The sequence below is a fragment of the Paraburkholderia nodosa DSM 21604 genome, assembly GCF_000519185.1.
GTDB lineage: Bacteria > Pseudomonadota > Gammaproteobacteria > Burkholderiales > Burkholderiaceae > Paraburkholderia > Paraburkholderia nodosa.
In genome coordinates this window covers 112687-131444 of sequence record NZ_JAFA01000006.1, presented here as the reverse complement: position 1 = coordinate 131444, position 18758 = coordinate 112687, and the positions used below count along the sequence as shown (strand labels likewise).

Below are 18758 nucleotides of genomic sequence, written 5' to 3'. Positions count from 1 at the left end.
GAAACCAGCGAAAGATGTCGCTTAGAAACGGCCTAAGAATTCTCGATCTGCTGGCGTCGCAGGGCGAAGGTGCAGGCCTCGTGGCCATTGCCGATGCCTTGTCTCTGCCGCGCAGCACCTGCCACCGCCTGCTCGCCGAACTCGTTGAAGGCGGGTATGTCAGGCAACGGGTCGATCACAGCCGCTACATCCTGACAATGCGCATGACGTCGAACGGACTCGAATTCCTGAGTCTCACGGGCATCGCAGATATCGCCCAGCCGATCATCGAACGCGTCGCTGCGCAGACTGGCGAACTCGCGCGACTGTCGCTGGTGGATGGCGAAGCGATCATCTGGGTCGGGAAGGCGGACGGACACCGCACCGGCTTCCGCTACGACCCCGACATGGGCCAGGCCGCACGACTTTCATGCACGTCGACCGGACACGCATGGCTCATGACGATGACCGACGAACAGGCGGCCTTGCTAGTCTTGAAACAAGGCTTCGGACAGCCGAATGAGTTCGGACCCAATGCGCCGACGACACTAAAAGCGCTGCTCGGTTTCGTGCATGCGGCGCGCGTGCGTGGCTACGCGATGATCGACGAGGTGTTTGCCCCGCGCATGTCGGCAGTGGCGACGCCCGTGGTGAGCGGCTCACGCTGCGTCGGCGTCATCAGCCTGGCGGGTCCTCGGGTGCGACTAACGACCGAGAAGATTCACGAGTACTCGGGACTGCTACGCGAGGCGGCCAATGAGCTGGCCCAGTTGAGCAATATGGCGGGATTCTCACATCGGCCGCCGCTCGGAAAGGGATGAGGGCGCAGAATTCAGTCAATATTTAAAAAATGCGAACGGAAATCTGGATCTAGCTGCCGCCGACAACTTCCTTAGCGCCGGTGCGGCAGCAGCGACGGCTTTCTGGAAAAACCTCAGTCGATGAATTGGCGTTTGCCGCAGTAGCGTCGCGAGCGCCGCCTCAGGCACCCGATCCTGCATTTGCCGGAAAAGTCCTGAAGCAATGGCGGCTCGGAAATGGAAAGCGTAGGCATCCCGTGCCGAGGCCGGTCAAGTCGCCGAGTAAGCCCGAAGCTCCTTCTCGGTTCGGGCTGAATCAGGATCGTCGATAGAGTCAACCGCCTCGATAGCTCGCACGTAGTCTTCAGGCAAATTCGCCTCCCTCGCGCCCACCAATACGTGCTGCTTGTACCAGTGGTAGGGCTGAAGACCAGGCTGCTTCTTCGTAGCGACGTAGGTCAGCGCATACACTCCGCCAGTCGCGGTCTCAACCCGGACACTCAAAGGCGCGTAACCCTTACCCGCTCCTTCGAATGTGTCGAGCGCCTCCCGTTCGCCAGGCACGACCGAAAAAATGACGCCATAGACTCTGTCACCGACGTTTCCCGTGTGCTCACAATCGCATTTTCCCGAGCCGTCCTTCTTGCTCAATTTGTCGAACGCGAGTTTGTAGCCAGTCACGAACCCTGTGGTGACAACCCTCGCTGACGGCAGCCTCGCGATGAGGCGTCGTATCGACATGTTGGAGCCGTACGCGAAATAGGTAAATTCGCTGCTCGAGTGCATAGCTGTGATTGCCCTCGTGACAACTGCAGTGGGACATAACGCGCGGCAAGCCACCTGCAACACCTTCCCACACGGCGGCACGGTATTAGCGTCAATACGTGTTCAAGGAAAGTGGAATCGGAACATGAATGTAGCCACCTTCCACGTCGCCGTAAGCATATGTGCGCCCTTCAACCAGGTATCTCGCGGTCAGCGCACACAGCGCGCCATCGAAGTCGTCAATCGATTTCAAGCCAGAGGCGTCGATCATAGCGCTTTCCAGCACTTCAGGCCGTTGCCGGCGCTTCTCCTTCGCAGACGTCCCCTCCTTGCCGCGCAGAGCACAGGTCACGGCATGGGGAAACGTTTCGAAGCTAACACGCCCACCCTGGAAATCGCGAGATGACAGCAGCGGATAGTCGGAAGAAAAGACCTGGTAAATGACTTCTCCGTTGAACATCCACCGGTAGAAGCGCCCCGGGTTCTCATCGGCACGCTTTCGGGTTGGCGTGGCGAAGGAAAAGATGCGTTGACGCGCAAGTTCCCTTTCCGCACGCCGGCCTTCGCCTTCGACACCCCATTGGCAAGGCGCGTCGATCCCAACGGCCTGGACGCCGTACTCAAGGCACGCTTGCAGCATCTCCTGCGGGGTTTTCGTATCGGCAGGCCGGAAAGCACGGCTGCCTTCCAGAATGACCAGATGGCAGCCCTTCTTGTCACCGCCCACGTCGATGCCAGCAACCGTCCGTGTATTCACGCGGTCCCCGCCACGAGTAACAAGCGCTGAACCGGGCTGGAAGCAGGCTTCCGGAGCCCGGTGTGTGCCACTCAGGCCGCAGCGGCCGTGCTCACAACTTCAGTGGCCGCCGCAGGCGCGGCAACCTCGACGGGCGCCGTCGATTTCACCACAAGCTTCGGCGCACGGGCTTTTCGGACGACAGGTGATTTCGCCGCTGCGCCGTTCTTCGGTGCAGCTTTGCGTGCCGGCGATGCCGCCGCCTTCACAGATACCTTCTTGACAGCAGCCTTTTTCGTTGCCGCGTTCTTTTTGACAGCAGCCCTTTTCGTTGCAGCGTTCTTTTTTACAGCAGCCTTCTTCGCTGCCGGCGCCTTGGCCGTCTTCGCTGCAGGCTCAGCCTTTTCAATCAAAAACTTCGACCGGTCCTTCGCGCCTGCGAGCCATGCCGGTGCGATGCCACGACCGGACCACGTCGCGCCGGTTTTCGGGTCACGATATTTCGGCGGCTGCGGTCCGCGCACGTAGTTACCTGCCTTAGGCGCTTTCACAGCAGCGGCCGATTTCGGCGCCGCGCCTGCAATCAGGAACTTGCTTCGGTCCTTTGCATTTGCAATCCACGCGGGAGCACGGCCATGGCCGGTCCAGGTCGCGCCGGTTTTGGGATCGCGATATTTCGCTGCCGACGAAGCCTGCTTCGCAGCAACGGTCGCGCCCGGCTTGCGGCCGCGCCGCTTGCCGACAAATGCCTCAATGTCAGCAACCGTCACGGCATGCTTGTCCATCAGGCCGCGAATCTTCTCGAGTACCACCGACGATTTCGTTGTCGCCAGCGATTCTGCTTGAGCCTGCAGCTTTGCGATTCTTGCCTGAATCGATTGGAGCGTAGCCATTCGTGGTTTTCCTTTGAAAAGTTAATTTTTTCCACTATGCCACATCGGACGACGAATACAACATTTGGTGTCGAATTAGTTTGCGCCAGGCAGTGAGAAACATTACTTACTATTTCCAGATCGACAAGTCGTCTGACTATCGGTGCGGAAGTGCCGCCGCGCTTTTCGCCCGTTCACTTCAATTCAGCGTGCTGTTACTCGTTATGCGAAGGCTGGTGGGTACACGAATTGACCATAGGAATACCAATAGGCTCTCGCGCGAGACCTCATACTCCTGGCGAACCACCGAAGATTGATCGGGCAACCCGTTTCGTGCCGCGGACGACGCAAATCCCGTTGGCACGACACAGCAGGTCCTTTCTACGCCGAAGGAAGTTAGCGGAACAGCCGCGAGCATGCGGCAGGACCCTGTGCAAGCATACAGTGCTTTGAGTGACGTCAAGTCCGCGTAGAATTGCTTACGCTTTCTGATAGCGAGGGGCCCGCTTCGTCTTCACGCCAATCAAACCTCATCGTCAGGCAGCTGGCAAACCTGATGGTAAAAGGTCTGGATATCGGCGAAGTAAAATGGCCGGAACGCCCCGTAGACGTTTTTCCAGTCCGGCATGTAGCTCAAGAGATGTTCCCGAAATGTTGTCGCGAGGTCCGCACTGAGATCCTTGCGCACGATCAGGACGGCGGGTACGCAAGTATCATATTCGCCGATGACCTTCGTCGCCTCTACGTTCGCGGGTGTCATCTTCCATACGTCTTCCAGAATCATCGTTGCGCGAATGGACTTCGCGACAACAGCGTCGACCCGGTCCTGCCATCCCGCAACCTGCTTGAGTTCGAAGAAGGTTTCAAGCTTCTTTCCTTTCTCATTCAACATGATGGCAGGCGGAAAGAAACTGGAAGAACAGGACCTGTTCAGGTATCCGTACGTCGATCCTTCAAGGTCGTCGAGCGTATTTGCCTGATCGTCGTGACGAACCACAAGGAGCGTGCGTTGGGCGGGTTGCCCGGAGAACTTCGATGTTGCGATGACAAGTCCGCGATAGTACGGATTACCCTTTCGCATCATCACGCAGAATCCCGCCCCTGGAACATATGCCATATTCGGACTGCCCGCCTCGAGCAGCCGGTTCATCTCCGGAATGTCCGTCGTCACCTCGGCGTTCACGCCTGCCTCTGACAGCAGGCTTGTCCAGGGTTCAGCGGTGACGGGAAAATCCAGATTCCTGTTCAGAAGAAACGTCAGATTCTGCTTTGCCATGGCTACCACCTTTCCTATGCGAAGACATGAGGCCGAAGTCATTCTATGTGGATCGGCAAAGTAGCGATGACCAAAACACTATGCTTTTTATCGAAATGCACGTTTCCCAGCTATCTGGAAACGTACGCATTGAAAGCGCTTACGAGGTTGCGGATTGCCTGCCCGAGGTCGTCTTCGGTGATTCCGGCCGGTTGAGCCGCCGGTAACTGCCAGGTGGTCCGGGAGGCCAGCCCGTGCAGTAGCTGTACGGTCATCGCATCGTAGCCGTCTGCCCTTTGGCGATCAAATGCGCCGGGCTCTCCTTCCCGCAGGACCTCGAGCACCGCGGCAGCACCGCAAACCGAGCGCAGGGCCACGATGACGTCCCGCAGGTGCTCGAGCCACGCTGATCGCCAACGCCCCTCCAGCAGCATGCGCTCCCGTGCAGCTTCCAGACGAGTGCTCGAGAGTCCGGCATCTCGTTGCAGGTTATCAAGCGTGGTTGCCGAGCCGGCGTCGAGGCGAAGCGCGGCTGACGCGAAGCGCATGTTGGCAGAAATCGCCGTGGAAACTGCTGCGGCAAGCGTGTCGCTGCTCCGCTCGGGCCACAGGAGGAAGCTGGCCGCCACGCCCACGAAGGCGCCAATGATTTCATTGAAAAAGCGTGCAGCAATCAAACCGCCAGTCGGGTGAATGAAGTTGGAAACCAGCATGAACATGGGACAGAGAAAGACCACGAACAAGCCGTAGCTCACCAGCCTGGAGGCAATGGCCGCAGCGGCAAGCGGCAGGATGGCGAGGAGCACGGCACCCGGACTCGGCAACGTCGCCAGAAGTGCCGCGGCAATCAGTCCGCCAATGAGGCTGCCGATCGCTCTCTCCAGAACGCGCAGCCAGGTGTTGGAGGAAATCGGTTGTGTCACGATGATTGCCGCGAGCGCGCCCCAATAGGCGAGCGCGACGTTTAGCCAGGTGCCGATGACAAAGGCGACCACGGTTGCCATCGCAACTCTCAGGGCGTGGCGCCAAACCAGCGAGTCCACGATCTGGCGGGAACGCGCTTCGGCGACCGGGGACGCCTTGCTGCCGGCGACTGAGGCGAAGCCGCCCTCGGCGAGGCGGACAATGGCACTCGCCGCAAACGTCACGGAACGTGCTGCCATATCGTCCTGACCGCCAACCTGGCGCACAAGCGCGTTCGACTGCATGACCAGCGCATCGGGCAGAGGACGATCCAGCAGGGCATGGGCGCTCAACCCCTGTAGTACCTCCTGCAGTCCTTGCAGCAGGTGCCGCGATTTCGCGCTGAGGGGCGCCTGGGAAATGCGCCGGGAATGACCAATGGCAATCAGCGCAGAAAATATTCTGGCTGCCGTATCGATATAGGCGCCGAGCCGCGACCCATTGCTGGTGTCGAGCGCCGCCAATGCCCTCCCCCGTTCGATCGACATGCGTACGCCCCGGCGGTGCACGGTATCGAACTCCTCCCAACCGGTGACATTCGTACCTGTGAGGGGGTCCAGCGCCAGCAAAAAGCCGGCCATGAGCTCCAGTCTTCCGAAAATCGTCGACAGCATCAGATTGGCGGATTGCCGGAATGGAATCGGCCAGAGGAAGACGCAGAACAGCATGGTCCAGACGGAACCAAGAAAGAAATATCCGGCCAGCTCGAGCGCGCCGGCCAAAGGTCTGCCCAACGCAACCCCAATGACGACAGCGAGAGAGGCAACGAGGCCTGCCTGCGTGGGCATCGGGCCAAGAGCCGGCTTGTAGGATCGCGCCAGTCCGCACAGGAAGACCAGGACGAACAAGGTGACGAGGCTCGCGATATAGCCCCAGCTCGCCGCGTAGGCAGCGAGCGGCAGGACGATGCCCCCCAGGATGGTGAACGTGCCCATCGCTTTGAGGCGTGCAGCTTTCTCACCCTGGGGATCGCACAGGCAATTCCAGAAAGCCGCGACGGCGCCCAGCGCAACCTCGGGTCGTGCCAGCAGCATTGCCGCGGCCAGCATCGGCGCCATCGCGAGAGCGGCACGCACGCCCTCAGCAATCGCGACTCGCTCGGGCGTGACGGCAAAGACATGGCCTTCCGCCCTGAAAGTCCGGCGACTGACTATCGACACCAGCCTGGCAAGGTTGTCCATGACGCCTTCGCTTTATGCAGACGTTGAACTGGATGGCACAACACCTTCGAAGCGAAGCGCAGACTTTGCGCGCATCGTCGCCAGCGTAGCACGGAAAGACGGGCGATCCGCGTGCGCTGGCAGTGCCAGGCGGCGCGTGGATCCTGCAGACTTTACCCGCCACAGGAGTCTATTGATGCGCAACGTACGGCTTGACCATTTTCCTGGGATCGACAATCTGGTCGAATTGCGCTTCAGTCACATAGCCGAGTTTCAAGGCTGCCTGCTTGAGCGTGAGATCGTTATCGTATGCATAGTGTGCGATCTTCGACGATTTGTCATAGCCGATAACCGGCGAAAGCGCCGTCACGAGCATCAGCGAGCGGTCGACATCTTCCTGGATCTTCGTCAGGTTCGGCTTCGTCCCTTCCACCAGGAACTTCCGGAAGTTCGTGCATGAATCGCTCACGATAGCGATGGAATGCATGATGTCGAAGATGATCAGCGGCTTGTAGACGTTCATCTCGAGATAGCCGCTTGCGCCCCCGATCCCCGTTGCCACATCGTCGCCGATCACTTGCGTGGCGACCATCGCGAGCGCCTCGGCCTGCGTAGGGTTGACCTTGCCCGGCATGATCGACGAGCCCGGCTCGTTTTCGGGAATGATCAGTTCTGCGAATCCGGCGCGCGGCCCGCACGACATCAGCCGGATATCGTTGGCGATCTTGTAGAGGGAGCACGCGAGCGTGCGCATCGTGCCCGACAGATGGATGAGCGCATCGTGCGCGCCTTGCACGGTGAACTTGTTCGGGGCCGTGACGAACGGAAGATTCGTCAGGCGGGCAATCTCGGCAGCGGCTGCGCCCGCGAATTCCGGCGTGGAATTCAGGCCCGTGCCAACCGCCGTGCCGCCGAGCGCAAGGCGATAGACGCCCTTTAGCGCATCGTCGAGCCGCTCCAGGTTGTCGGTGAGCATGCCCTCGTAGCCCGACCACTCCTGACCCAGCGTGATCGGAGTCGCGTCCTGCATATGAGTCCGCCCAATCTTGACGATGTCCTTCCAGGCAACCGCATCGAAAAGCATCCAGCATGCGCTGCCGCGATCAGCTCTTCAGGATTCGTGCCGATGCCATTTTCAAAGCGCGTCGAGAACGAATACTGTGTGTCCTTGAGTACGCCGCTATCCGTGGAGATCGAGCCATTTCCGTCTCTCAGCCCTCCCTCCCAGACCGCCGATGCCTTGCGCTTCATTCTGTCCTCCTGTCATGTCGGCTTCGAAACGATTTCGCCGGCCAACGTTAATTCAATTCGGCTGATCCGTGCCGCGACGCGTGCGTGTACGTAAACCGTTCGATAGCGATATCGACGGATCGGAACCGTCCCCACCACGCGCGGACACGTTCTGGATAACTACGCTACACTGAGGTGTCCGCCGCGCCTGAACCTTCGCCATGATGTCGTCGGTTGCCCATCTTGTTTCATGGTCCACCCGTCACCGGATCAGCGTGATCGCGCTATCGCTCGTCCTCGTGCTGCTGAGCGGTTATTACGTCTCCCATCACTTCAAGATCAACACGGCCACAGACCGGCTATTGACTGTCGACAAGCGGTGGGACGCCTTGTCCAGGTCGCTGGATCGCGCCTTTCCGCAACGAGGGGGCTCCATTCTCGTCGTAGTGGAATCGAATGCGCCGGAATTCGCCGACACCGCCGCCAGCGAGCTTGCCAGTGCACTGCGAAAGGACACGCACCGGTTCGTTGCGGTGACGCAGCCGGGTGCCGGTCCTTTCTTCGAACACAATGGGTTGCTTTTTCTCTCGTTGCGCGACGTACAGTCAACGACGTCGCAGTTGACGCAAGCGCGCCCGTTGCTCAATGCGCTCGCCCATGACCCCAGTCTGACCGGTCTCGCCAACCTGTTGACGACGACCTTGCTTTTGCCGCTGCAATTCGGGCAAATCAAGCTCGGTCAGATCGCTCCCCTTCTCGATCAAAGCGCGGACGTCATGGACCGCGTGCTAGCGAACCAGGACGCCGCGTTTTCATGGCGTTCGTTGACCGACTCCCATGCGAAGTCGCCTGCGCGCGCATTCGTACTCGTGCAGCCCGTGCTGAATTACGCATCGCTGAGGGCAGGCGGCAACGCAACGGCATTGATACGCGACACGGCGGCCTCGTTGCATCTCGATACGAGATTTGGCGCACACGTGCGCCTTACCGGCGAACAGCCGCTCGCCGACGACGAATTCGCATCGGTTCAGGACGGTGCGGCATTCAACGGCGCCGTGACACTTCTCGTCGTACTTGGCATTCTCTGGGTTGCGCTGCGGTCCGCCAAACTGGTACTTGCCGTTTCCATCTGCCTCGTCGTCGGGTTGCTCACCACTGCAGCATTGGGGCTGGTGATGGTGAACGCATTCAACATGATCTCAGTCGCGTTCATGGTGCTATTCGTCGGCTTGGGCGTCGACTTCGGCGTGCAGTTCACCGTGAGGTATCGGGAAGAGCACTACAAGGACGATCGTATCCCCGCCTCATTGGCGAGTACGGCAAATGCGCTAGGCAGCCGCCTGTCCCTCGCCGCGATTGCAGTCGCCGTTAGCTTCTTTTCGTTTATTCCGACTGCTTATCGCGGCGTGTCGGAACTGGGCAAGATCGCCGGGGTGGGAATGATCGTCGCCTGGCTCACCAGTGTGACGCTCTTGCCCGCGCTCATCAGCGTGTTGCAGCCAGGAGACGAAAAAGCGTCGCCGGGCTTCAGGCAGCTTGCCGGAGCCGACGACTTCCTCGACAGGCATCGCAAAGCCATGTTGGCCGTGGCAGCAGTTGTCATTCTCGGCGCGTCGCCCTTGTTGCTACATCTGCGCTTCGATTTCAATCCATTGCATCTCAAGGATCCACGCACGGAATCGATGGCAACCCTGCTCGCACTGAAAGACTCGCCCGAAATCGGCATCAACAATGTGCGCGTCATGGCGAATTCCTTGACCGAAGCCGATGCGATCGCCGCTCACTTGTCAAAGCTGCCTCAGGTGGGTAGAACGGTCACGCTAACCACTTTCATCCCGGCAGACCAGGCAGAAAAACTCGCCGTGATTGCAGACGCTGCCCGGGTATTGCACCCCGTCCTGGCGCAGCCGCCCGCGCAGCCGGCAAGCGACGCCGTTCGCGTCGACGCCTTGCGTCGGGCGGCGAACCAGCTGTCGCTTGCGGCAGAGGATCATCCCGGGCCCGGCGCCGCCGAGGCGAAGCGACTCTCACGCACGCTGACCCGCCTCGCCGACGCCTCGAGCACGACACGCGATCGCGCCGACCATGCGATGACGGCACCGTTGAAGATCGCGCTCGCGCAGTTGGTCGCGCTTCTCGATCCTGCCGGGATAACCCGCGCCAATTTGCCCACCGGGATCGCAAGAGACTGGGTCGCCGCGGACGGCAAGGCAATCGTGGAAATCTCTCCCCGCGTCCCAAGCGGTATCGACCCAAATAATGACGCGATGTTGAGAAGCTTCGCTAACGCAGTGAGCGCTGCAGAGCCAGATGCGATCGGCGGTCCGATCTCGATCCTGTACTCGGCTAATCTCGTCATCAAGGCATTCCTTCAGGCGAGCGGATACGCCCTGGTAGCGATCGTCGCCATCTTGTGGATTGCGTTGCGCCGGGTCGACGATATCCTTCGAACGGTTGTGCCGTTGCTCGTTTCCGCGCTTTTGACGCTCGAATTAACCGTAGCGCTGGGTCTGCAACTGAACTTCGCGAACATCATCGCGCTGCCGCTCATGCTTGGCGTCGGCGTCGCGTTCAAGATCTACTATGTGATCGCGTGGCGAGGCGGCGCAACACGGCTACTGGAATCCAGTCTGACTTATGCGGTTGTATTCAGCGCAGCGACAACGGGCGCAGCGTTCGGTAGCTTGTGGTTTTCACACCATCCCGGAACATCGAGTCTGGGCGCGTTGCTTGCGCTCTCGCTGGTGTCTACGCTGATTGGCGCGGTGGTATTTCAGCCCGTGTTGATGGGACGGCCTCGCGCCGCACAGTTCAAAACGATGGCGTCAGCTGACTGATGAGGAATGTGTAAAACCGGACAGCGCTACGATCACTAGCGTTTCGCTGCATCCCGCAAAGCTTCGAGCAAGCTTCGGGCGTCGTGTTCTCCGCCGTAGAGATGGCCATTGATAAACAGTGTGGGAGTTCCGTGCACCCCACTCCGTATGCCACTCGCGAAATCGCTCTGAATGCGCTCGTCGTAACGGCCGCTGAACGCAGCGGTCAAACTGTGAGGAGGGAGACCCAGCTCGGCGGCGTACTGCGCGAGGCTCTGATCCCCCAGGGACCGCTGGTTCTCGTACAACATAGTGTGTGCTTCCCAAAACTTGCCGACGGCTGCAGCGGCTTCCGAAAACTGCGCCGCATGCAGGGCATGGGCGTGCATTTCGGTCAAAGGGAAGTGCCGGAAGACAAATCGCAAATTTTCTCCCATCGCGTGCTGGACTGCCGTGATGACACCGTGCATTGCCCCGCAATACGGGCATTCGAAATCACTGTACTCGACGAGCGTGACGGGCGCGTCGATCGCGCCTTGCGAGTGGTCGAGCGGTCCAACGGATGGCGAAAGCTTGCTCATGGACGGTCCTGTTGCGGGCTGCAATCGGCTGCTTCGCGCCAGTCAGTGCTGGCGGCACCTCGTTCAGGTAGCTTAGGTCGATTCACGCTACCCGAACAGCTATCTGCTCGGTTAATCGAAGCGCTCACGAGACGCTGCGGACTAAACCTTTGTATAGTGAGACCAGGCTCCCCGGTCAAACATAGAGCATGGCAAGCGTGGTCCGGGTTGCAACGGCGCGATTGATCGCATCGCCCAGCAAATGGCGCAGCACCCGCCGCCCGCACATTCGCCCCGAAACCTGCCAGACAGATCCCGCCATCGCGCGCGCAATTCAATACGTATGTTCAGCAACCACACGGGCCACCGTCTCCAGCGACCGCTCGAGCGTGGCCAGATCGACGGAACCGATTGCGAGGCGAATGGCGTGAGGCACATGGGGCGAAGTCGAAAACGGCAGCGCGGTCGTCACGGAAATCCGTTCGCGCATCAACGCCATCGCGATCGCGTCGGCGCGGACCTCGGGTTCGAGTGGCATCCAGATGAAGTACGACGCTGGGTGCCCTATTCTCTTGAGCGGCCCCAGAACCTCGGCGGCGAGGCGCTGACGTATCGCGGCATCGCGCCGCTTCTCGTCTTCGAGCCTCGCCGCCGTGCCGTCTTCCATCCAGCCGCAGGCGATGGCCGTCATGGTCGCCGGCGTGTTCCACGTCGTCGCCCGGATCGCCCGCTCGAGCCTCGGCACCCAATCGCGCGGTGCGTGGATGAAACCGATGCGCAGACCCGTCGCAACACTCTTCGACAAGCTCGACACATAGACCGTCGTCTCCGGCGCGAGCGATGCCAACGGCGGCGGCGCATCGCCGGCCAGGAACGCATAGGCGGCGTCCTCGATCAGAATCAGCCCATGTCGTCGTGCGATGGCGACAAGCTCGCGGCGCCGCGTCGCGCTCATCACCCAGCCGAGCGGATTGTGCAGGGTCGGCATCGTGTAGACGGCACGCACTTTTCGTCGCTTGCACAGGGCCGCCAATGCGTCCAGATCCGGGCCGCGTCCAGCGGCCGGGATCGGTGCGAGTTCCAGTCGGCTGGCCTCGGCGGCCAGCTTGAACCCCGGGTAGGTCAGCGCGTCCACCGCCACCACGTCGCCGGGTTCGAATAGCGCCATCGCCGTCGTCGTCAGTCCATGCTGCGCGCCGCTCACGAACAGCGTGGTTTCGGCGCTGGCTTCCAGGCCCCGGCGGGCCAGGTGTCGCGCCGCCGTCGCCCTTTCGTGTTCGCGCCCGCCGTGGGGCTGGTAGCGGAGCAGCGACTCCAGGTCGCCGGCCGCCGCGAGCTGGCGCAGCGCTGCCCTGAGCAGGTCGGTCTGATCGGGCGACGACGGATAGTTGAAGCTCAGGTCCACGGCGTCCGCGCTCCACGCATGCAGATCGACGCCTTGTCCGCGGGGCAGCGGCTCCTTGACGAACGTGCCGCGGCCGGTTTCGCCGCTGACGAGCCCCATCGCCTGCAGCTCCGCATAGACACGCGTTGCCGTGACCAGTGCCAGGCCCTCGCGCGCAGCCAGTTCGCGGTGCGTGGGCAGACGCGTGCCGGGACGCAGACGGCCCGCACGGATTTCGGCGGCGATCCGATCGACCAGCGGTTTGTAGCGGGGTTCCGGCATGGCCCAATGTATCCATGACAATAATTTGATTGTATTGATTGTCGGCCCTACCATGGCTCGACACAACCTCTTCTACCGTATGAGGGCGCCATGCACATCGCCATCCTGACCTTCGAAGGCTTCAACGAACTCGACTCGCTGATCGCATTCAACCTCCTCAACCGGGTCCGGCAACCCGACTGGCGAGTTTCGATTGCCAGCCCGGCGTCCACTGTGCGTTCAATGAATGGCCTCGTGCTGGAGGCGCAAGTGTCGCTGAACGACGCATGCGAAGCCGACGCGGTGTTGGTCGGCAGTGGAATACGCACGCGCGACGTCGCCGCCGATCCCGCGCTGATGTCGCAACTCAGGCTCGACCCAACGCGCCAGTTGCTTGGTGCGCAGTGCTCCGGCACGCTGATACTTGCGAAGCTGGGCCTGCTGCAGGGCGTTCCCGCATGCACGGACCTGACCACCACGCCGTGGGTCGAAGAGGCGGGTGTGCCCGTGCTCGATCAGCCGTTCGTGGCCAGTGGGAATGTCGCGACGGCGGGCGGGTGTCTCGCATCGCACTATCTCGCGGCCTGGATGATCGCGCGCCTCGCCGGCATCGAGGCTGCGCGCAGCGTGATTCACCATGCAGCGCCAGTGGGAGAGAAGGAAACTTACGTGACGCGCGCGATCGAGAACATTTCGCCATTCCTTTAACCGGAAGCCGCTGAACGTCTACGCTCCCCTTCGAAAGGGTCGATCAGCGCATGATATAATTCGCACGCGAACTAAATCGCACAATTTTATCTGCGCGGATATGAAACATCGCCTCGTCTATCTATTGAATGTCGGACAGCGCCGGCTGCAACGGTGGTCGCAAACACGCGCAGCCGGCGGCGGCGTCACGGCTGCCCAGGCGGGGCTGCTGTTTTTTTTGGGTGATCGCAACGGCGCACTCATGAGCGAAGCCGCTGCTGCGCTGGATTTGGGCGCACCAGGCATGAGCGGTCTCGCTGACCGGACAGAAAAGGCGGGGTTAATCGAACGTCGGGCTGACGAGACCGATGGCCGGGTGTCGCGTCTGTGGTTGACGGAGGCAGGACGTACCGCGCGCCAAAAGGCGAAGCTTCGCATGAAAGACCTGAACACCAGATTGACCGAAGGATTCACGGAAGCGGAGATCGACGTCGTGGCGCGGTGGCTGACCAGCCTGCAGACCAGGTTTCCGCTCGCCGAAGACGGCGACGCGTAACCTCGACCGTAGCCGGTCAGCAAGGCACTGGCTAGTGCTGGGCAACCCTCGCGAAGTCCGGCTTGCGTTTCTCGGCAAAGGCCGCGAATGCCTCCCTCGCCTCGGCGCTCGTCAGCCGCTCCTGAAACTTCGCGCTCTCGCTGTCCATTTGCGCAACCAGCGTTTCGGCTTCGCGCATCAGCTTTTTCATGGCGCTCAGTGAACCGGCCGGCTTGGCAGCGATTCTTTCGGCCATCCTGCGCGCATCGTCGCGTAGTTGATCCTTTGCGCAGACCTTGTTGGCAAGGCCCCACGCGACAGCGGTTTGCGCGTCGAGCGGCTCGCCCAGCGCAAACATCTCGAAGGCCCGCACGTGGCCGACGCGCAGTGGAAGCAGGTAGCTGGACGCCGCCTCGGGGACGAGCGCGAGATTGACGAACGGAGTGATCAGTTCTGCGTCTGGCGCGAGCAGAACGTAGTCGCAGTGCAGTAGAAGCGTGGTGCCGATACCGACCGCCTTGCCCTGGACCGCCGCGATGATGGGCACGCTCGACTTCGCCAGGGCATGCAAAAAGCGATGCACATGTCGCTCACTGGGCCCCTTACCCGATGCAATGGCTGCGAACTCGCCCACATCGTTGCCCGCGGTAAACATGTCTCCGTCCCCTTGCATCAGCAATACGCGGACATGGCTGTCGTGCTCCGCGTTCTCGATGATGTCTGCCAGCGTGCCATACATCTCGTTCGTCAGTGCATTCTTCTTGTCCGGTCGGGCAAGCGTAATCGTCAGAATGCCGTCGGCTTGATCGACGTGAATTTCCGCGCTCATGGTGCTCTCCTGAAATTTAGTTTGCATGCGAAGTATATAGGTAGTTCGCATGCAAAGTAAACCTGAGGGTCGATGCCATGCGATTCGCGGCCTGCTCGCGAACCCTCGCCCCTGATGACGTCTGAAGCCTGAATTTGGTAGCGAACCGGAATTCGACCAGGTACTCCATTCGCGACGTCGCGCCACTCCTCGCGCGCACGCATGCTCCGTAGCATTGAGGCATTACGAAACAGGCAAGCAACCGGAGGACTGAACATGCTTATTCTCACGGCCGTTATCGTGATCGCCGCCGTGGCGATCTGGAGCGTCTACCGGCGTTATCAACCGCGCCAGGACTGACATCATGAGAGGCTGTTTCAAGGCCTCGTCGCAGCAGCCCGCCACACCGGCGGGCTTTTTTTTGGATTCCGCAGTCAGAGCGGCGGCGTCCGCGGAAGAGACGTTTGCGAACCCTCGCACTCAAAAAATATCTCCGAATCAGATGCAGCATCCTGACAAAGTTACTGTATAAATGTACAGTTCCAGGAATATCCGTAAAACGCAATGTGTCGTTGCCCCGCTGCTCCTCCCGGAATACCGCTGACGAGTAGCGTGTCGGTCGTGCGGAGTCATCGAACGCTATTTTTGAGTACCAAGGCATGCCAGATGATCGGCGCATAGCCCACATCGACATGGACGCATTCTTTGCGTCGTGTGAACTTTCGCAGTATCCCGAACTACGAGGCGAGGCCATGGTGGTTGCCGGTCGTCGCTCGGATGCGCCACGAACGAAGCCGGACGGCACACGCGAGTTCTCTCGGCTACGCGACTATGTGGGCAGAGGTGTCCTCACGACCGCGACCTACGAGGCTCGCGCACTCGGCGTTCATTCCGGAATGCCCGCCATGAAGGCCGCCCGGTTAGCGCCGGATGCAATTCTCCTTCCAGTGAATTTTGATCTCTACCGAACGTACTCGCGACTGTTCAAGGATGCCGTCCGGTCAATCAGTTCGAGCATGGAAGACGTCGGCATCGACGAGGTCTACGCAGATGTTTCACTCACGGATGGCGATTCAGAGGTCATCGCGCGCAAGTTGAAGTCCGCCGTCTTCGAAGCCACCAATCTCACATGCTCCGTCGGCATCGCGCCAAACAAGCTGCTTGCGAAGCTGTGCTCCGATATGCAAAAGCCGGACGGCATCACAATCGTGACGCTAGCGGACGTGCAATCGAGGATTTGGCCAATGGCCGCGAACAAGATCAACGGTGTCGGCCCCAAGGCGGCCGCCAAGCTTGCGTCTTTTGGCATAACGACCATCGGTGAGATCGCTGCGCGCGACGAGCGCTGGCTCGTCGAGCACTTTGGACGAAGCTACGGGGCGTGGCTTCGCAGAGTCTCAAATGGACTGGATGACAGGCCGGTGGTGACGTATAGCGAGCCCGTCTCGATGAGTCGCGAGACCACATTCGAGCGCGATCTACACGCGGTACGGCACCGACAGGAACTGGGCGCAGCGTTTACCCGCCTATGCGAACAGGTGGCGCTCGACCTCCAGCGCAAGGGTTATTTGGCCAGGAAGATCGGCATCAAGCTGCGCTTCAACGACTTCAAGACAGTCACGCGTGACGTCACGCTTCCTGAGCCTATTGATGACGCGAAAGCGTTGCGGCGCGCGGCGACTGAGTGCCTGAAAAGAGTCGAACTTGTCAAATCCATCCGGCTGCTAGGAGTCAAGGCCGGCAACCTCCAACATGCCGGAGAAGCCTCCAGTAACGAGTCGCCTCAATTCACGCTCGATTTTTAGTCCGTGAGCCATTGACCGCGCTCCTTGTCGCAGCGATTGGACGCCAGGCGCGTTCCCGGGAGACTCATCGACCGCGAAAGTCCGGTGAACGTCGCTGCGCGAATGCCTCCAGCCCTTCCCTCATGTCGTCGCCGGCGCACGCCGCCCTGCGAAGCTCCGCGATTCTCTCCATCGCATCGACAGGCACCGGCACGACGTCTTCGAGAATTCGCAATTGCTCCTTGACCGCAGCAATTGCCAACGGCGCTTTGGTCGCAATCTCCCTCGCCATCTGCAGGGCAACCGCCTCGACGTCGGCTGGCTGAACCAAGCGATTGAGCACGCCGTGGCGCTCGGCTTCCTCGGCTTCGAGCGGTCGTGCGCAGAAGAACATCTCCTTGAGGATATGGATCGGCAGGTTGTTGATGAAACGGAGCAAACCGCTCGTGCTGTACGGCAGACCGATGTTCGCCGGCGTCATGGCAAAGCGCACCGTCGTGTCGGCGACGACGAGGTCGCAGCTCATCACGAGGTCGACTGCCCCGCCCCATACCGAACCCGACACCATTGCCATGACCACGCCCGGATACGCGCGCACCTGCCGTAGCACGCGCTCCAGCGGCTTACCCCAGGCAATCGGGTCGTGGTCTGCCTCGAGTTCACCGAGGTCGTGACCCGCGCTCCAGACCTTCTCGCCCACGCCGCTCGTCAAGATCACTACGGGCACGCCCTTCGATGTCAGGTCCGTCAGTTGATCCTCGAGTGCGCCCAGCAATTCCGCATTCAAGGCATGGTGTCTGGAAGCGTTGCGGAAAATCACCTTTCCAATACGCCCTTCAATGATTTCAGTGGTGACCTTCACGCATTCTTCCGGCGCAATCGCACTCATTTCGTTACTCCACATGTTGCGTCAGACCGCGCTGTGACTCTTGCGCCGGCACGCGGGGAATTTGATAAAGCACACCCGCGGAGAGTAGCTCATAGAGTTCCGATTCGCTAAAGCCACTCTCGCGCAAGACTTCTACCGAGTGCTCACCCAGCGCAGGCGGCGCATGGCGTGTCGCTTCGCGAGCAGCCGGCTCGCCCTCCTTCGATGCATTGAACAAGGGAGTGGGGACCTGGCGCACTTCTCCGAGGATTCGATGTTGCACCGCTTCAACCAGACCACAGTGCTGGACCTGTGCATCGGCGAACACTTCCTCGAGCGTGTTGATGGGCCCGGCTGGCAATCCGGCATCGACAAATAACGCCGTCCACTCGCGTTTTCCCCTCGTCTTCAGTCGGCGCTCGATGATTTCCTTCAACTCGCCACGATTGGCCACGCGCGCTTCGTTGGTCGCAAAACGCGGATCGCCCGGCAATTGCGGGAGGTCGAGAAGCTGGCACAGCCGACGCCACATCTCCGTCGTGATCGGAGCGATATTGAGCGGGCCGTCCGCGGTCTCGAACACCCCGTACGGGGCGATGACCGAGTGCGCATTGCCCGTGCGCGCCGGAACGTCGCCGAGGCTCAGATAGCGTTGCGCATGCACGCTCAGCAGCCCGACCAGACTGGCGAGCAACGAGGTGCTGACATGCTGGCCCTGCCCCGTCCGCTCGCGTTCGAAGAGCGCGGAAATCACCGCAATGGTCAGCCAAAGGCCGGAACTCAGGTCGCCGATGGCCGTGCCCGTACGTGTCGGCTCGCCTTCCGGGAATCCCGTGAGACTCATGAGACCCGAATAGCCTTGCGCAATCTGGTCGAAACCCGGCCAATCCTTGAGCGGGCCGGAGTCGCCAAATCCGCTGATGCTCGCCATGACGAGGCCCGGATTGCGCTCACGCAACACGTCGTACCCCAAGCCCATTTTCTCCATGGTGCCAGGCTTGAAGTTCTCGAGCACAACGTCGGCCTCTTCGATCAGGCGTTTTACTGCGTCCAGTCCACGCGGATCGCGCATGTCGATGCATAGTGCCCGCTTGTTCCGGTTGCACGACAAGTAGTACGTACTAATGCCGCGATCGAACGGTCCCCAGGCGCGGCTCATGTCGCCGTCAGGACCGGATTCGACCTTGACGACGTCAGCACCAAGGTCGGCCAGCACCATCGCGCAAAACGGGCCCGAGAGCGCGCGCGTCAAATCGACGACCCTGATTTTCTCCAACGCTTTCATACGATGTCTC

Annotated in this window: 16 protein-coding genes and 1 pseudogene; 5 read left to right on the top strand and 12 right to left on the bottom strand. The window is 60.7% G+C overall.

Annotation, left to right across the window (positions count from 1 at the left end):
• Nucleotides 1-14 precede the first annotated feature (14 nt).
• Complete coding sequence (locus A3CW_RS0110655; protein WP_028203552.1) at nt 15-800, top strand: IclR family transcriptional regulator; 786 nt, start codon at nt 15-17, stop codon at nt 798-800.
• A gap of 249 nt (nt 801-1049) precedes the next feature.
• On the opposite strand, the gene A3CW_RS0110650 is transcribed toward A3CW_RS0110655, so the two are convergent.
• From A3CW_RS0110650 to A3CW_RS50825, 7 genes and pseudogenes are all read right to left on the bottom strand, one after another.
• Nucleotides 1050-1565, bottom strand: a complete 516-nt coding sequence (locus A3CW_RS0110650; RefSeq protein WP_028203551.1) for a gamma-glutamylcyclotransferase family protein — start codon at nt 1563-1565, stop codon at nt 1050-1052.
• Between the two features lie 91 nt (nt 1566-1656).
• Nucleotides 1657-2301: a DUF429 domain-containing protein gene (locus A3CW_RS0110645; RefSeq protein ID WP_028203550.1), complete on the bottom strand. Its 645-nt coding sequence runs from the start codon at nt 2299-2301 to the stop codon at nt 1657-1659.
• A gap of 71 nt (nt 2302-2372) precedes the next feature.
• Nucleotides 2373-3173 (bottom strand): H-NS family nucleoid-associated regulatory protein, encoded by an 801-nt coding sequence (locus tag A3CW_RS0110640; RefSeq protein ID WP_028203549.1) that lies wholly within the window; start codon nt 3171-3173, stop codon nt 2373-2375.
• Between the two features lie 502 nt (nt 3174-3675).
• Nucleotides 3676-4428: a phosphate/phosphite/phosphonate ABC transporter substrate-binding protein gene (locus A3CW_RS0110635; RefSeq protein WP_035512758.1), complete on the bottom strand. Its 753-nt coding sequence runs from the start codon at nt 4426-4428 to the stop codon at nt 3676-3678.
• Nucleotides 4429-4538: 110 nt separating this feature from the next.
• Nucleotides 4539-6551, bottom strand: coding sequence for an FUSC family protein (locus tag A3CW_RS0110630; RefSeq protein WP_028203547.1), 2013 nt, complete (start codon nt 6549-6551; stop codon nt 4539-4541).
• A 169-nt stretch (nt 6552-6720) separates the two neighbouring features.
• On the bottom strand, nt 6721-7560 hold the full coding sequence (locus tag A3CW_RS45885; RefSeq protein WP_245623594.1) for a lyase family protein: 840 nt from the start codon (nt 7558-7560) through the stop codon (nt 6721-6723).
• Between the two features lie 35 nt (nt 7561-7595).
• Nucleotides 7596-7781: pseudogene (locus A3CW_RS50825) on the bottom strand (OsmC family peroxiredoxin); the annotation flags it as partial.
• Between the two features lie 200 nt (nt 7782-7981).
• Between A3CW_RS50825 and hpnN the strand changes: the two are divergent.
• Nucleotides 7982-10597, top strand: a complete 2616-nt coding sequence (gene hpnN / locus A3CW_RS0110620) for a hopanoid transporter HpnN (RefSeq protein WP_028203546.1) — start codon at nt 7982-7984, stop codon at nt 10595-10597.
• A 35-nt stretch (nt 10598-10632) separates the two neighbouring features.
• Here hpnN and A3CW_RS0110615 read toward each other — a convergent pair whose 3' ends face one another.
• Together A3CW_RS0110615 and A3CW_RS0110610 are read right to left on the bottom strand one after the other, a co-directional pair.
• Nucleotides 10633-11157, bottom strand: coding sequence for a DsbA family protein (locus A3CW_RS0110615; protein ID WP_028203545.1), 525 nt, complete (start codon nt 11155-11157; stop codon nt 10633-10635).
• 313 nt (nt 11158-11470) lie between these two features.
• Nucleotides 11471-12802, bottom strand: a complete 1332-nt coding sequence (locus A3CW_RS0110610) for an aminotransferase-like domain-containing protein (RefSeq protein ID WP_028203544.1) — start codon at nt 12800-12802, stop codon at nt 11471-11473.
• Nucleotides 12803-12892: 90 nt separating this feature from the next.
• Here A3CW_RS0110610 and A3CW_RS0110605 point away from each other — a divergent pair, with 90 nt between their 5' ends.
• Nucleotides 12893-13489, top strand: coding sequence for a DJ-1/PfpI family protein (locus A3CW_RS0110605; RefSeq protein WP_028203543.1), 597 nt, complete (start codon nt 12893-12895; stop codon nt 13487-13489).
• A gap of 100 nt (nt 13490-13589) precedes the next feature.
• Nucleotides 13590-14024, top strand: coding sequence for a MarR family winged helix-turn-helix transcriptional regulator (locus A3CW_RS0110600; RefSeq protein WP_028203542.1), 435 nt, complete (start codon nt 13590-13592; stop codon nt 14022-14024).
• A gap of 31 nt (nt 14025-14055) precedes the next feature.
• Here the strand turns inward: A3CW_RS0110600 and A3CW_RS0110595 are convergent, their stop codons facing one another.
• Nucleotides 14056-14832, bottom strand: coding sequence for an enoyl-CoA hydratase-related protein (locus A3CW_RS0110595; RefSeq protein WP_028203541.1), 777 nt, complete (start codon nt 14830-14832; stop codon nt 14056-14058).
• A gap of 638 nt (nt 14833-15470) precedes the next feature.
• On the opposite strand from A3CW_RS0110595, the gene dinB reads away from it, so the two are divergent.
• Nucleotides 15471-16616, top strand: coding sequence for a DNA polymerase IV (gene dinB, locus A3CW_RS0110580; protein ID WP_028203540.1), 1146 nt, complete (start codon nt 15471-15473; stop codon nt 16614-16616).
• 64 nt (nt 16617-16680) lie between these two features.
• Here the strand turns inward: dinB and scpB are convergent, their stop codons facing one another.
• Together scpB and A3CW_RS45880 are read right to left on the bottom strand one after the other, a co-directional pair.
• Nucleotides 16681-17484, bottom strand: coding sequence for a methylmalonyl-CoA decarboxylase (scpB, locus tag A3CW_RS0110575; RefSeq protein WP_028203539.1), 804 nt, complete (start codon nt 17482-17484; stop codon nt 16681-16683).
• 4 nt (nt 17485-17488) lie between these two features.
• Nucleotides 17489-18748, bottom strand: a complete 1260-nt coding sequence (locus A3CW_RS45880; RefSeq protein WP_051481372.1) for a CaiB/BaiF CoA transferase family protein — start codon at nt 18746-18748, stop codon at nt 17489-17491.
• Between the last annotated feature and the right edge of the window lie 10 nt (nt 18749-18758).